This window comes from Microbacterium sp. Gd 4-13 (assembly GCF_003095395.1).
Taxonomy (GTDB): Bacteria; Actinomycetota; Actinomycetes; order Actinomycetales; family Microbacteriaceae; genus Microbacterium.
The window spans coordinates 75,013-88,448 of record NZ_QEIJ01000003.1 but is presented as its reverse complement, the minus strand read 5'-3'; the positions used below and the strand labels follow the sequence as shown (position 1 = coordinate 88,448).

Sequence of the window (13,436 nt, the reverse complement as noted above, 5' to 3'; positions counted from 1 at the left end):
GGGTGCGGCGGCGGGAGACCGGCCGCCGCACCCGCACACGCGCCCGCCAAGTGGCTGACGCATCGCCTCCGACGCTATGGTCGGTGTGGCAACGTCGCCGGCTCTCCCACCCGACACAGCGAGGACCACAGCTATGAAGATCGGCATTCTGACGAGCGGCGGCGACTGCCCCGGTCTCAACGCCGTCATCCGCGGAATCGTGCTCAAGGGCACGACGAACTACGACATCGAGTTCGTGGGCATCCGAGACGGCTGGCGAGGCGTCGTCGACGCCGACTTCTTCCCCCTCACCCGCCACGAGGTGAAGGGGCTGTCCAAGGTCGGCGGCACCATCCTCGGCACCAGCCGCACCAACCCCTACGAGGGCACCCGCGGCGGCGCCGAGAACATCGCCAAGACCCTCTACGGTCACCGCATCGACGGCATCGTCGCGATCGGCGGCGAGGGCACGCTCGCGGCCGCCGACCGCCTCTCGAACGACGGCATCAACGTCATCGGCGTGCCGAAGACCATCGACAACGACCTGCGCGCGACCGACTACTCGTTCGGTTTCGACACCGCGGTCAACATCGCCACCGACGCGATGGACCGCCTGCGCACGACCGGTGACTCCCACCAGCGGTGCATGGTCGCCGAGGTGATGGGCCGCCACGTCGGCTGGATCGCCCTGCACGCCGGCATCGCCGCGGGGGCCCACGTCATCTGCATCCCCGAGGTGCCGCTCTCGCTCGACGAGATCGTCGACCAGGTCACACGCGCCCACGACCGCGGTCGTGCGCCGCTCATCGTCGTGTCCGAGGGCTTCACGCTCAAGGGCATGAGCGAGGCGTTCAGCGACAAGGGCCTCGACGCGTTCAACCGTCCCCGTCTCGGCGGCATCAGCGAGGTGCTCGCCCCCGAGATCGAGCGCATCACGGGCATCGAGACCCGCTCGACGGTGCTCGGCCACATCCAGCGCGGCGGGTCGCCCTCGGGCTTCGACCGCGTGCTCGCGACGCGTCTCGGGCTCCACGCCGCTGACGCGCTCTTCGAGCAGAACTGGGGTCACATGGTGGCCATGCGCGGCACCGACATCGTTCGCGTGCCGTTCGCCGACGCGCTCGGCGAGCTCAACACCGTGCCGCTGTACCGCTACGAAGAGGCCGCCGCGCTCTTCGGCTGATCCCTTCTTGTGCCCGACGTAGGACAAGGGCCCGGCGTAGGACGATCCGACCGAGATCGTCCTACGCCGGGCCCTTCTCCTACCTGCGCGACCGGCGAGCGGATGCTGCGCGCCGGTCGCGCGCGGTCAGGACGCGTCGGCGACGCCGAGCACGTCGAGCAGCCAAGCGAGCTCGAACGCCCGCTCACGCCAGGAGTTGTACCGACCGCTGACTCCGCCGTGACCGGCGACCATCTCGCACTTGAGCATCGCGTCGGCACCCACCTCGCGCAGACGGGCGACCCACTTGGCCGGTTCGACGTAGAGCACGCGCGTGTCGTTGAGCGACGTGACGGCGAGGATGCGGGGGTAGACGACGCCTTCGCGCACATTCTCGTACGGCGAGTACGACTTCATGTACGCGTAGACGTCGGCGTCGTGCAGCGGGTCGCCCCACTCGTCCCACTCGATGACGGTCAGAGGGAGCGAGGGGTCGAGGATCGTGGTGAGCGCGTCGACGAAGGGCACGCTCGCGAGCACGCCGGCGAACAGCTCGGGGGCGAGGTTCGCGATGGCGCCCATCAGCAGACCGCCGGCGCTGCCGCCCTCCGCGACCATCCGGTCGGGGGTCGTGTAGCCCGCCTCGACGAGGTGGCGCGCGGCGTCGACGAAGTCGGTGAACGTGTTGCGCTTCGCGAGCGTCTTCCCGTCTTCGTACCACTGCCTGCCCATCTCGCCGCCGCCGCGCACGTGCGCGACCGCGAAGACCACGCCGCGGTCGAGCTCCGACAGCCTCGCGACCGAGAAGCCGGGCTCGATCGAGTGCTCGTACGACCCGTATCCGTAGAGGTGGAGCGGACGCGGGGCCGAGCCCACCTCGCCGAACGAGCGCTTCCACACCAGCGAGATCGGCACCCGGGTGCCGTCCTGAGCGGTGGCCCACACGCGGGCTTGGCCGTAGTCGGCGCCGTCGTAGCCGCCGAGCACGGGCTGGCGCTTGCGCAGCAGCAGCTCACCGGTGGCGATCTCGTAGTCGAAGACGGTGCCGGGGGTGACGAACGAGCCGTAACCGACACGCAGGAGGGGCGGCGCCCACTCGGGATTGCCGCCCGTACCGACGCTGTAGAGCGGCTCGTCGAATTCGATCTCGCGCACCGCACCATCGGCGTAGTCGAGCATGCCGAGTCGGGGCAGGCCGTCGCGGCGGTAACCGACGACCCCCCAGTCGCGGAACGTGTCGACGCCGAGCAGTCGCTGACCCGGCCGGTGGGCGATGACGACGGACCGTTCGCCTTGGGGGTCGGATGCGGTGACCCGCACCACCTCGAAGTCGAGAGCGTCGTCGTTGTGGAGCACGTAGAGCACGTCCTCGCCGTCCACGACGGCGTCGGAGGCGGAGTACTCCACCCCCTCGCGGCGCGGCCAGACCACGCGCGGTTCGCCGCGCAGGTCGTCGGCGTCGAGGATCCACTCCTCGGAGGTGATCGACGATCCGACATCGATGACGAGATAGCGGTCGCTGCGGGTGAAGCCCGCGCCGACCCAGTACCGCTCGTCGGGCTCCGTGAACAGCTTCACGTCGGTGTCGACCGGCGTGCCGATCTCGTGGAGCCATACGGTGTCGGGACGCCAGGCGTCGTCGACGGTCGTGTAGACCACGTAGCGACCGTCCGGCGAGAACGAGGCACCCGCGAAGGTGTCGGGGATCTCATCGGCGAGGTTCTCGCCGGTGGTGAGGTCTCGCACGCGAAGGGTGTAGCGCTCGTCGCCGACGACGTCGACGCCGTAGAGCATGCGCCCTCCGTCGGTGGAGACCTCGAAGCTGCCGAGAGAGAAGAAGTCGGTGCCCTCGGCCTCGATGTTGCCGTCGAGGAGCACCTGCTCGCCGGGGACGGGCTCTCCCGGGGTGAGTTCGGGCGGCGTCCAGTCGTCGGGCGAGGCCAGGGGAGCGCGGCACTGGATGCCGTACTGGCTGCCTTCGACGGTGCGGCCGTAGTACCACCACGCGCCGCGGCGGCTGGGGACGGACAGGTCGGTCTCGAGGGTGCGGCCCTTGATCTCCTGGAACACCTGCTCGCGAAGCCCCTCGAGGTGAGCCGTTCGGGCGTCGGTGTAGGCGTTCTCGGCGTCGAGGTGCGAGAGGACCGCCGCATCCTCCTTCGCACGGAACCACTCGTACGGGTCGTCGAAGGTGTCGCCGTGGTGGGAGCGGATCGTCGAGCGGCGCTCGGCGACGGGGGGATCGGGAAGGGCCTGAGCGTCGTTCACGATCCCACGCTAGCCGAGGAGCACCGCCCCCCGGCCGGTCGTCAGCGGACGGTGACGAGGGTGCGCTGCCACCCCGACGAGCCGTCGGGGGCGATGGGCGCGCGGTCCTCGATCTGCACCTGACCGTTCTTGTCGGTGGCACGCACGGTGACGTAGTGCGTGCCTGCCTCGGCCTGCCACTCCATCCACCACTGCACCCAGGTGTCGGCGTTGACCGGCGTGGAGAGGTTCGCCTGCTGCCAGTCGCCGTCGTCGATCGAGACCTCGACACTCTGGATGCCGGTGGTCTGCGCCCACGCCATGCCCGCGATCGGCACGGTGCCGGCGTTGACAGGCGTTCCCGAACGCGGGGTATCGATGCGCGACGACATCTTGATGGGGGCTTCAGCGGCGTACCCGCGCGGGGTCCAGTAGGCCTCGTCGGCGGCGAACGTGGTGACCTTCAGCTCGGTGACCCACTTCGTCGCCGAGACGTAGCCGTAGAGACCGGGGACGACCATCCGCACCGGGAAACCGTGCTCGAGCGGAAGCGGTTCGCCGTTCATGGCGACCGCGAAGATGGCGTCTCGGTTGTCGTCGGTCAGCGTGTCGAGAGGAGTGCTCGCGGTGTAGCCGTCGACGCTGCGCGAGAGCACCATGTCGGCGCCGGCCTGGGGCCCCGCCATCGCGAGGATGTCGCGAATGGGAACGCCCTGCCAGATCGCGTTGCCGACGAGGCCGCCACCGACCTCGTTCGAGACGCACGTCAGGGTGATGCCGTACTCGTCGAGACCCATCCCGACGAGGTCGTCGAAGGAGAGCTCGATGCGCTGGTCGACCATGCCGTCGATCACGAGGCGCCAGGTCGATGGGTCGATCGAGGGAACGGTCAGAGCCGTGTCGACGCGGTAGAACTCGGCGTTGGGCGTGAACAGGGGGGAGAGGCCCTCCACGTCGGCTTCCGCGCCGGCCGGCACGGTGACCGTGGAGCGCACCGCGGGAAGCTGGATGGCGTCGCGGACGGCCGCGATCGACGAGGTCGTCGCCGAGATGACCCGCGAGCCCACACCCACCACGACGGAGGCGGCGGCGGCGATGGCGGTCATCCCGAGGAATCCGCGCCGGCTCGCCCCCGCGGTCTCAGCGCCCTCCTCAGGGTCCGACTCCGTGGGAGCGGCCGCCGCACGGTCGCGCCAGGCCCGCAGACGTCGCCCCAGCATCAGGATGAGCACGACCCCCACGATCGTGCCGACCAGCGGAGGAAGCGCGGAGAGGACGCCCGCACCCGCGCGGGTGAGGATCGCCGCGCCGGAGAGCACTCCGGCGACGACGAGCAGCACGGCGCCCAGCGGTGGTCGCACGTACTCGAGGATTCCGGCGATCGCCGACGCGATGACGACCGCGAGGCCGAGGCCGACGAGCAGAGCGATCTTGTCGTTCGCCCCGAACGTCGAGATCGCGAACTCCTTGAGCGGCTGGGGCACGATGTCGATCACGAACGACCCCACCGCCAGCAGCGGACTCGCCTGGGGCGCGACCAAGAGGGCGATGAGTTCGGCGGCCGCGAGGAACGCGGCAGCCGAGACGATGCCGGCCACCGCCGACCAGGCGGTGAAGGTCTTGCGTCGTGCGGCCATGGCTGGGCCTCCCCGTCTCGTCGTGGTCGCTACCTATTCGCGGCCGCCGACGATTCGGATGTGCGCTCTAGGCTGGGGGCATGGTCGGAGCATCGCCGCAGTTCGGTCAGTACCCGCCCGCGCGGCGCGTGATCGTGCATCTGAGCGATACGCATCTCCTCGCCGGCGACCGCCGGCTGGGCGGTCGGTACGACGTCGCGGCGAACCTCGCGCGCACGATGCGCGCGGTCGAAGACCTCGGTATCCGTCCCGATGCCCTCGTCTTCACCGGCGATCTCACCGACCTGGGCGAACCCGAGGCCTATGCGGCTCTCCGGGCAGAGGTCGAGCCGGTCGCCGAACGACTGGGGGCGCCGGTGGTGTGGGTGGCCGGCAACCACGACGAACGTCCTGCCATGCGCCAGCACCTCCTCGACACGGAGGCGACGCAGGAGCCGATCACGGGGGTGTGGGACCTCGACGGCCTCCGGCTGGTCGCCCTCGATTCGACCGTGCCCGGATGGCATCACGGCGAGATCGATGCCGCCCAACGGGACTGGCTCGCCGGCGTCCTCGCCGATCCGTCCCCGCTGGGCACGCTCCTGGTTCTGCACCATCCGCCGCTCCCGTCGCACATCCCCTTCTTCGACATCCTCGAGCTCCGCGACCAGCACGCGCTCGCCGAGGTGGTCGCCGGAACCGACGTGCGCGGCATCCTCGCCGGCCACCTGCACTACTCGACCAGCGGCACCTTCGCCGGGGTGCCGGTGAGCGTGGCGGCGGCGACCTGCTACACGATGGATCTCGCCCGCCCGGCGGTCGAGGTGAACGGGATGGACGCCGGGCAGTCCTTTCACCTCGTGCACGTCTACGACGACACGATCACCCACGCGGTGGTACCCGTCGTCGACGATGCGCAGACGGGGGAGTACTTCACGGCGGAGTGGACCGAGCGCATGGCCGGTCTCACCCCCGAGGAACGACTCGACGCGTTCTCGCGCAAGCGCTCCTGACGGCTGTACGCCGCGGCCCGTGCGGTGACCGTCGGTCACCCCGGTGTCCACCGGGGGCGCTCAGCCCGCGCGGGTAGGCTCGACGCACCTCGACCGGCCGTAACCCAAAAGGATCTACATGCCACAGGACGCGACGAAGCTCCAGGACACCACCGAGCGCACCCGCACGGAGACCGATTCGTTGGGATCGCTGGAGATCCCCGCCGAGGCGTATTGGGGCATCCACACCGCCCGCGCGCTGGAGAATTTCCCGATCTCCCAGCGTCCGATCTCGGTCTACCCCGATCTCGTCCGGGCTCTGGCGATGGTCAAGCAGGCGTCGGCCCGCGCCAACATCGAGATCGGCGTGCTCGACGCCGAGCGGGGGCAGCTGATCGATCGCGCCGCCCAGCGGGTCATCGACGGCGAGTTCCATGATCAGTTCGTCGTGGGCGTCATCCAGGGCGGCGCCGGCACGTCGACGAACATGAACGCCAACGAGGTGCTGACCAACATCGCCCTCGAAGAGGCCGGGCGTGCGAAGGGCGATTACGGTTTCCTCTCGCCGATCGACCACACCAACCGCAGTCAGTCGACGAACGACGTGTACCCGACGGCCGTCAAGGTCGGGCTCGCGCTGAACCTCCAGAGCCTGCTGGCAGAGCTCTCGCTCCTGCGGCAGTCGTTCCTCGCGAAGTCGGTCGAGTTCCACGACGTGCTCAAAGTCGGGCGCACCCAGCTGCAGGACGCCGTGCCGATGACGCTCGGACAGGAGTTCCACGGTTTCGCCACGACGCTCGGGGAGGACTACAACCGGTTGACCGAGAACGCCTACCTCCTCGCGGAGGTCAACATGGGAGCGACCGCGATCGGCACGGGGATCACGGCACACTCGACCTACGCGAAGGCCGTGCTGCACCATCTGCGCTCCATCACCGCGCTCGACCTCGACACCGCGACCGACCTCGTGGAGTCGACGAGCGATACGGGCTCGTTCATGTCGTTCTCGTCTTCGCTGAAGCGCAACGCGATCAAGCTGTCGAAGATCTGCAACGACCTCCGTCTCCTCTCCAGCGGCCCGCAGGCCGGGTTCGGCGAGATCAATCTGCCGCCCCGTCAGGCGGGCTCGAGCATCATGCCGGGCAAGGTCAACCCCGTCATCCCCGAGGTCGTCAACCAGGTCGCCTTCGCGGTGGCAGGCGCCGACCTCACCGTCACGATGGCGGTCGAGGGCGGTCAGCTGCAGCTCAACGCCTTCGAGCCGGTGATCGCGCACTCCATCTTCCAGTCGATGACCTGGATGCAGCGGGCTATGTGGACGCTGCGGGTGAACTGCATCGACGGCATCACCGCGAACCGGGAACGACTCGGCGCGATGGTCGGCTCGTCGGTGGGCGTCGTCACCGCTCTCACGCCCTTCATCGGCTACGCGGCGGCCGCGGCCCTCGCCAAGACCGCGTTGCTGACGGGACGCAACGTCGCCGACCTCGTCGTCGAGGCGGGCCTGATGTCACGAGCCGAGGTCACGAAGCAGATCTCGCCGATGCGCCTGTCGGGGCTCGAGGCGATCACCGAGGCGATCCCCGTCATCCGCTCCTCGACCGACGTCGTCTCGCCTCCCGAGGGCTGAGCGGCTGGCGAGACGGCGGGTCAGCCGATGATCCGGCAGTGCGTCGTGAGTGCGCCCACCCCGTCGACGCCGACCGTGACGGTCGAACGGTCGCGGAGGAAGATCTGCGGGTCGCGGGAGTAGCCCGCCCCGCCCGGGCTGCCGGTGGAGATGAGCGTCCCCGGCAGCAGGGTGACCGACTGCGACAAGTGCGAGATGAGCGTCGCGACCGAGCGCACCATCTGGCCGGTGGAGGCGTCCTGCACCGTGTGTCCGTCGACGACGGTCCAGATGTGGAGGTTCTGCGGATCGGGGATCTCATCGGCGGTCACGACGAACGGGCCGGTCGGTGTGAACCCGTCGAACGACTTGCAGCGCGACCACTGCGCCTCGGAGAACTGGATGTCGCGGGCGGTGATGTCGTTGACCACCGTGTAGCCCCAGACGTGGTCGAGGGCGTCCTCCGTGGCGACGTCCTTCGCCGCTCGTCCGATGATCACGCCCAGTTCCGCCTCGTAGTCCACCGATTCGCTGAGGGTTCGCGGCCACGACGTGGTCGCCTCGTGCCCGGCGAGCGAGTTGGGCCACAGCACGAAGACGGTGGGCGTCGAGTCTGTCTTGAGCCCGAGCTCGCCCGAGTGCGCGGAGTAGTTCAATCCGATCGCCAGGATCACCGGCGGTGTCAGGACGGCCGATGCGAACGCCGCCCCGTCGATCGAGATCCAGGATGCGGCGTCGGCCGCGCCTCGCACCCGCTCCAGCAGCTCGTCGCCGCCGGCGATGAGGGCCTCGAGGGTGCCGGGCGCGTCGTCGAACAACTCGTCGACGAAGGTCATCGCCTCGTCGCTGACGACCACCAGGCGGGGGGAGAGTTCGGACGACGCTGACTGAACGTGGGCAAACCGCATGCGTCCACGCTACCCGGCGGCGTGGGGCACCCCGCTCTAGGCTGATCGCATGGCCTACCCCTCGCCGCTGTCGCAGCCGCATCCGGGGGCCGGCGCCCCCATCTCGCCCGCGGGGTCCGTGCCCGCGACCGTACCCGTCGGCTCCCGACGCACCGGGGGTGCGCTCGTGTGGATCGGCGGCGTGCTCGCGCTCGTGCTGGTGGCCCTCGTCGCGTACTTCGTGAACTTCCTCGGGCCGGGCGCGTCGACCGTGGGGATGATCCTCGCGCTCGTGCCGCTCGCGGTGGTAGCGGCGGTCGTGCGCCTCATCGATCGGTGGGAGCCGGAACCGCGCGGAATCGTCGTGTTCGCCGTCGCCTGGGGAGCCATCGCCGCGGTCGCCATCGCGCTGGGCGTCGACCTCGCGCTGACGTTCGTTGTCGGTCCGCTGCCGGCCGAGTTCTCCTCCGTCGTGCAAGCCCCCGTGGTCGAGGAGGTCGCGAAGGGTCTCGGGGTCTTCCTCATCTACGTCGCCGCCCGGCGGTCGTTCGACGGACCCGTCGACGGCATCGTCTACGGGGCGCTCGTCGGCGCAGGGTTCGCCTTCACCGAGAACATCCAGTACTTCGCCATCAGTCTCATCGAGGGGGGCCTCTCCCAGGCGTCGACGACGTTCTTCCTCCGCGCGATCCTCTCGCCCTTCGCGCACGTCATGTTCACCGCGCTGATCGGATTCGCGTTCGGATTGGCCGCCCGGCGGTCACTGCCCGCCGGTGCCGCGTTCGGCTATGGGCTCGCCGGGCTGGTCGCAGCGATCCTCCTGCACGCGCTCTGGAACGGCTCGGCGGTGTTCGCTGACTTCTTCGCGCTCTACGTGACCGTGCAGGTGCCCCTCTTCGTTCTCTTCATCCTCGGGGTGCTGCTGCTGCGCCGCGAGGAGTCGCGCCTGACCCGGGTGCGGCTCGGTGAATACGCCGCGGCGGGATGGTTCACCGAGCAGGAGGTGGGGATGCTGGCGACCGGGCCCGGCCGCCGCGCGGCGCTCCGCTGGGCGAAGACGCTGAACGGCGACCGCACGCGCGTCATGCGGCGCTTCATCGCCGATGCGACCGCGCTCGCCGCGGCCCGACAGCGGGCGCTGTCGGGCCGTGACCCTCACGCGGCCACCGTCGAGCGTCAGCTGCTCGAGCGTGCGACGCGGGCGAGGACGGAACTGTTCGCCCCCTGAGGAAAGGGCCCCGCCCTCACCGGACCGCCACGGCGTCGAGGGGGGCGCGCCAGAACGACAGTTCGTGCGTCGCCGACGCCCGGAACGCCTCCGCCATCACCGCGCGACGACGCGGCGCCGCGCGAGCGGCCGCGGCGGTGACGATCTCGATCGCCGTCAGCGTCGCGTCGGCGAACTCCGGCGCGGCGTAGGTGTCGAGCCAGTCGCGATACGGGTGTGCGTCGCCGCTGAGCGGATGCAGCCGGCTTCCGACGTCGTGGTAGAGCCAGTAGCAGGGGAGGACCGCCGCGATGAGCCGCTCGTAGTCGCCGCTGTCGGCGGCCGCCCCCAGATGGTCGAGGTAGGCGGTCGTGGTGGGGCTCGCCTGTACGCGCGATCCGTCGCCGAGATCGAGCCACTGCTCGTGGAGGGTCAGCTCGGTGGCCACGGCGGCGTGAGCGCCGGTGATCCAGAACGTCTGCTCCTCGGCGGTGGGCGCGAGACGGGACGCCTGTGCCAGCACGCGCGAGTACTCGCGGAGGTACACGGCGTCCTGCGCGAGGTACCAGGCGAACGCTTCCCGATCGAGCGTTCCGTCGCCGAGAGACCGGATGAAGTCGAGCCCGTCGATCGCCTCCCGCACGTCGGCCGTGTCCTGCCACCACTCGTCGGCGATCTCGCCCGGCGTCGGCGCGGTGTCGAGGCCGCCGCGCGCCCAGAGCCCGGCGAAGTGGCTCACGGGCCCGTGCCCGCCCCCGACGGCGAGCTCTGACCCGTGCCGGATGCTCTCCGACAGCCAGCGCAGGGCGAGATCCGTCGCATCAGACCAGGTCGAGCCCGCCGCGCGGCGGGTCGCGATCGCGGACGACAGGGAGCACCCCGTCCCGTGGGTGTTCCCTGTCTCGATGCGCGGCGAGCGGAAGTCGCTGACGCGGCCGTCGGGCTCCACGAGCGCGTCGCGGAGGTCGGAACCCTCGAGATGCCCGCCCTTCGCCAAGACCCGCACACCGTGACGCCGGGCGAGTTCCCGGGCCTGGGCGACGACGGCGTCGCCGTCCGATGCCGGCTCACAGGCGAGCAGGATGGCGAGCTCCGGCACGTTGGGTGTGACGAGGTCGGCCACGGGGAGGAGCAGGCGCAACGCATCTTCGGCCCCCGGGTCGAGCAGCCGGTGCCCGCTGGTGGACACCATCACGGGGTCGAGGACCACGACGGGTGGGCGCACCGCGGAAAGCCACTGGCGCACCGTCGCGATCACCCCCACGTCGGCGAGCATGCCGATCTTCACGGCATCGATCGCTACGTCGTCGCTGACCGCGTGCAGCTGCTCGGCGAGGAACGACGTCGGCGGGCGGTGCACCGACCGCACGCCGCGCGTGTTCTGCGCGACGAGTGCGGTGACCGCGGCCATCCCGTATCCGCCGTTGGCGGCGATGCTCTTCAGGTCGGCCTGCACCCCTGCCCCGCCCGTCGGGTCAGTGCCGGCGATGCTGAGCACCCGGGGGACGCCGGCGCTCATCGGCCGGCCTCCCAGGCCGACCGCAGGGCTACGGCGGCGGCGGAGGGGTCGGCTGCGCCGCAGATCGCCGACACGACGGCGATGCCGCTGACACCCGCCGCCCGCAGCACCGCGGCGTCCGTCGCGGTGATGCCGCCGATGGCGACCACCGGCAGGGTGCTCACATCGGCTAGGCGGCCGGTCGCACCCGCGCCGAGGGGGTGCGCTGCATCCGGCTTGGTGCTCGTCGCGCGGAACGGTCCGATTCCGAGGTAGTCGGCGTGGGCTGAGGCTTCGCGCATCTCGGCGTCCGTCGACACGCTCACGCCGATGATGCCCTCGGGGCCGATGAGCGTGCGTGCGATCGACGCCGGGAGATCCGACTGCCCGAGGTGGACGCCCGACACGGCAGCGCCGGCCGCGCGCGCGGCGAGGTAGACGTCGACCCGGTCGTTCACGATGACCGGCACGTGAGGGGGAGTGGCGGCGGCCACCGCGAGGACGGTGTCGAGGAACGCGCGCGCGGGGGCGTGCTTCTCGCGCACCTGGACGGCCGTCACCCCGCCGGCGACCGCGGCGGCCACGAGATCGGGCAACCGGTGCCCGGCGCGGGTCGCGATGACGGCGTCGGTGACGAGGTACAGCGCCAGGTCGACACTCATGAGAGAACCACCCGCTCGGCGACGGTCGCGCCGTCGAGCGAGGCGAGGGCGTCGATGAACCTCACGGCGAAAGACCCCGGCCCGTCGGCTCCGGGCGCCGCGAGCTCGGCGGCGACCGTGTAGGCGGCGACGGCGGCGACGGAGGCTTCGAAGCGGTCGGCGTGCGCACCGGCGAAGGCGGCGAGCACCGCGCCGAGAGCGCATCCGCCGCCGGTGATCCGGGTGAGCAGCGGATCACCGTTGGCGATGCGGACGACCCGCTCGCCGTCGGTGAGAAGATCGACCGCCCCGGAGACGGCGACGACCGCCCCGGTGGATCGCGCGAGCGAGAGCGCGCCCTCGAGCGCATCGTCCACGCCGTCGGCGCTGTCGACGCCGCGGCCGCCGGCACCCGCGCCCGCCAGCGCGAGGATCTCGGACGGGTTGCCGCGCACGATCGACGGTCGCTCTTCGAGCAGGCGGTGGGCCAGAGCGGTGCGCACGGGCAGTGCGCCCACGGCCACGGGATCGAGAACCCAGGGCGTGCCGCCGGCGCGGGCGGCACCGACGGCCTCGACGGAGGCCGCCCGTTGCTCGGCATTCGGCGTCCCGAGGTTGATGAGCACGGCGTCGGCCACGGAGGCGAACACCCCCGACTCCTCGGGGATGTCGACCATCGCGGGTGACGCGCCGATGGCGAGCAGGGCGTTGGCGGTGAAATTGACCACCACGCTGTTGGTGACGCACTGGACGAGGGGCGCGGCGGAGCGCACCTCTCCGACAGCGTCTCGGACGGATTGCAGAAGTGCAGGCGTGATCGTCACGCTCGACATCCCTTCGCTAGTACGAACTAGAGCAGGTTCTCCGGGTGTGATCTCAGCCCCTCGTCGTGAGGGGCACCCCGTGCCAGTGGACCCATCGTTGCACATGCGACGCGGTGCGAGGGATCGTCGATGCGGGGCGTGCGCGCGGCCGGGTCTTGACAGGGCCGGAGGCTCGGAGCATCCTGATTGCAGACCAACTCAGCGCTCGGGAGTCACGCAGGCATCGCCGCGGCACCGGGCGCTGAGTGGTGTCAAGGGCAGTCGGACGGACTCCGATCGTGCTTGGATGGACGCATGACTGATGCGACAAAGCCCGAGATCGACGCCCCCCAGGGCCCGGCGCCCACCGACCTCGTCATCCGCGACATCACCGTGGGCGACGGCGACGAGGCGAAGCCCGGCGACACCGTGACGGTGCACTACCTCGGCGTCGAGTACGACACCGGTGAAGAATTCGATTCGTCGTGGGGACGTGGGGAGAGCATCCAGTTCCCGCTCCGCGGCCTCATCCAGGGATGGCAGGACGGCATCCCGGGCATGAAGGTCGGCGGGCGCCGTGAACTCGTCATCCCGCCGCACCTCGCCTATGGCCCCGCCGGCGGACACTTCCTCGGCGGCAAGACCCTGATCTTCATCATCGACCTGCTCAAGGTCGGCTGACACCGGTTCATCACGAGACCCGGGCGCGCTTCGGCGGCCCGGGTTTCGTCATTTCTATATTCGGTGGAATACATTCGACACTGCCACGGTTCAGTCGACAGGAGCCGATCGAAC

At 70.4% G+C, this 13,436-nt stretch carries 11 protein-coding genes and 1 riboswitch; of the genes, 5 read left to right on the top strand and 6 right to left on the bottom strand.

The features are described 5' to 3' along the window. Positions 1 to 133: 133 nt before the first annotated feature. A complete protein-coding gene (locus DEA06_RS07560; protein ID WP_116647379.1) occupies positions 134 to 1,162 on the top strand; it encodes a 6-phosphofructokinase in 1,029 nt (342 codons plus the stop codon). Positions 1,163 to 1,288: 126 nt separating this feature from the next. Here DEA06_RS07560 and DEA06_RS07555 read toward each other — a convergent pair whose 3' ends face one another. Further along, complete coding sequence (locus DEA06_RS07555) at positions 1,289 to 3,409, bottom strand: S9 family peptidase (RefSeq protein ID WP_116647378.1); 2,121 nt, start codon at positions 3,407 to 3,409, stop codon at positions 1,289 to 1,291. A 41-nt stretch (positions 3,410 to 3,450) separates the two neighbouring features. Then, positions 3,451 to 5,025 (bottom strand): molybdopterin-dependent oxidoreductase, encoded by a 1,575-nt coding sequence (locus DEA06_RS07550; protein WP_116647377.1) that lies wholly within the window; start codon positions 5,023 to 5,025, stop codon positions 3,451 to 3,453. An 80-nt stretch (positions 5,026 to 5,105) separates the two neighbouring features. Between DEA06_RS07550 and DEA06_RS07545 the strand changes: the two genes are divergently transcribed. Both DEA06_RS07545 and DEA06_RS07540 read left to right on the top strand, forming a co-directional pair. After that, positions 5,106 to 6,017 (top strand): phosphodiesterase, encoded by a 912-nt coding sequence (locus DEA06_RS07545; RefSeq protein WP_116647376.1) that lies wholly within the window; start codon positions 5,106 to 5,108, stop codon positions 6,015 to 6,017. A 118-nt stretch (positions 6,018 to 6,135) separates the two neighbouring features. Further along, entirely contained in the window at positions 6,136 to 7,626 is a 1,491-nt protein-coding gene (locus DEA06_RS07540) for an aspartate ammonia-lyase (protein WP_116647375.1), read from the top strand. A 20-nt stretch (positions 7,627 to 7,646) separates the two neighbouring features. On the opposite strand, the gene DEA06_RS07535 is transcribed toward DEA06_RS07540, so the two are convergent. Beyond that, the gene (locus tag DEA06_RS07535) at positions 7,647 to 8,513 is read right to left on the bottom strand and encodes a fumarylacetoacetate hydrolase family protein (protein ID WP_116647374.1); all 867 of its coding nucleotides are present in this window, start codon (positions 8,511 to 8,513) and stop codon (positions 7,647 to 7,649) included. A 49-nt stretch (positions 8,514 to 8,562) separates the two neighbouring features. On the opposite strand from DEA06_RS07535, the gene DEA06_RS07530 reads away from it, so the two are divergent. Continuing rightward, positions 8,563 to 9,720: a PrsW family intramembrane metalloprotease gene (locus DEA06_RS07530; RefSeq protein ID WP_116647373.1), complete on the top strand. Its 1,158-nt coding sequence runs from the start codon at positions 8,563 to 8,565 to the stop codon at positions 9,718 to 9,720. Positions 9,721 to 9,736: 16 nt separating this feature from the next. Here the strand turns inward: DEA06_RS07530 and DEA06_RS07525 are convergent, their stop codons facing one another. The 3 genes from DEA06_RS07525 to thiM all read right to left on the bottom strand — a co-directional run bounded on the left by DEA06_RS07525 (position 9,737) and on the right by thiM (position 12,656). Beyond that, positions 9,737 to 11,218 carry a bifunctional hydroxymethylpyrimidine kinase/phosphomethylpyrimidine kinase gene (locus DEA06_RS07525; protein ID WP_116647372.1) on the bottom strand — a complete coding sequence of 494 codons (1,482 nt, stop codon included), beginning with the start codon at positions 11,216 to 11,218 and terminating at the stop codon, positions 9,737 to 9,739. Next, complete coding sequence (thiE, locus tag DEA06_RS16815) at positions 11,215 to 11,859, bottom strand: thiamine phosphate synthase (protein ID WP_116647371.1); 645 nt, start codon at positions 11,857 to 11,859, stop codon at positions 11,215 to 11,217. Before thiE ends, DEA06_RS07525 begins: the two co-directional genes overlap by 4 nt. After that, positions 11,856 to 12,656, bottom strand: coding sequence for a hydroxyethylthiazole kinase (thiM, locus tag DEA06_RS07515; RefSeq protein ID WP_116647636.1), 801 nt, complete (start codon positions 12,654 to 12,656; stop codon positions 11,856 to 11,858). Before thiM ends, thiE begins: the two co-directional genes overlap by 4 nt. Then, positions 12,654 to 12,752: riboswitch (TPP riboswitch) on the bottom strand. Its footprint overlaps the gene before it by 3 nt. Positions 12,753 to 12,956: 204 nt before the next feature. Between thiM and DEA06_RS07510 the strand changes: the two genes are divergently transcribed. Continuing rightward, positions 12,957 to 13,322, top strand: coding sequence for an FKBP-type peptidyl-prolyl cis-trans isomerase (locus DEA06_RS07510; protein WP_116647370.1), 366 nt, complete (start codon positions 12,957 to 12,959; stop codon positions 13,320 to 13,322). The last annotated feature ends 114 nt before the right edge of the window (positions 13,323 to 13,436 follow it).

Coding starts and splice junctions, on each gene's coding strand:
- thiE (WP_116647371.1), bottom strand. CDS start 11,859: ATGAGTGTCGACCTGGCGCTGTACCTCGTCACCGACGCCGTCATCGCG.
- DEA06_RS07540 (WP_116647375.1), top strand. CDS start 6,136: ATGCCACAGGACGCGACGAAGCTCCAGGACACCACCGAGCGCACCCGC.
- DEA06_RS07545 (WP_116647376.1), top strand. CDS start 5,106: ATGGTCGGAGCATCGCCGCAGTTCGGTCAGTACCCGCCCGCGCGGCGC.
- DEA06_RS07525 (WP_116647372.1), bottom strand. CDS start 11,218: ATGAGCGCCGGCGTCCCCCGGGTGCTCAGCATCGCCGGCACTGACCCG.
- DEA06_RS07550 (WP_116647377.1), bottom strand. CDS start 5,025: ATGGCCGCACGACGCAAGACCTTCACCGCCTGGTCGGCGGTGGCCGGC.
- DEA06_RS07510 (WP_116647370.1), top strand. CDS start 12,957: ATGACTGATGCGACAAAGCCCGAGATCGACGCCCCCCAGGGCCCGGCG.
- DEA06_RS07530 (WP_116647373.1), top strand. CDS start 8,563: ATGGCCTACCCCTCGCCGCTGTCGCAGCCGCATCCGGGGGCCGGCGCC.
- DEA06_RS07560 (WP_116647379.1), top strand. CDS start 134: ATGAAGATCGGCATTCTGACGAGCGGCGGCGACTGCCCCGGTCTCAAC.
- DEA06_RS07535 (WP_116647374.1), bottom strand. CDS start 8,513: ATGCGGTTTGCCCACGTTCAGTCAGCGTCGTCCGAACTCTCCCCCCGC.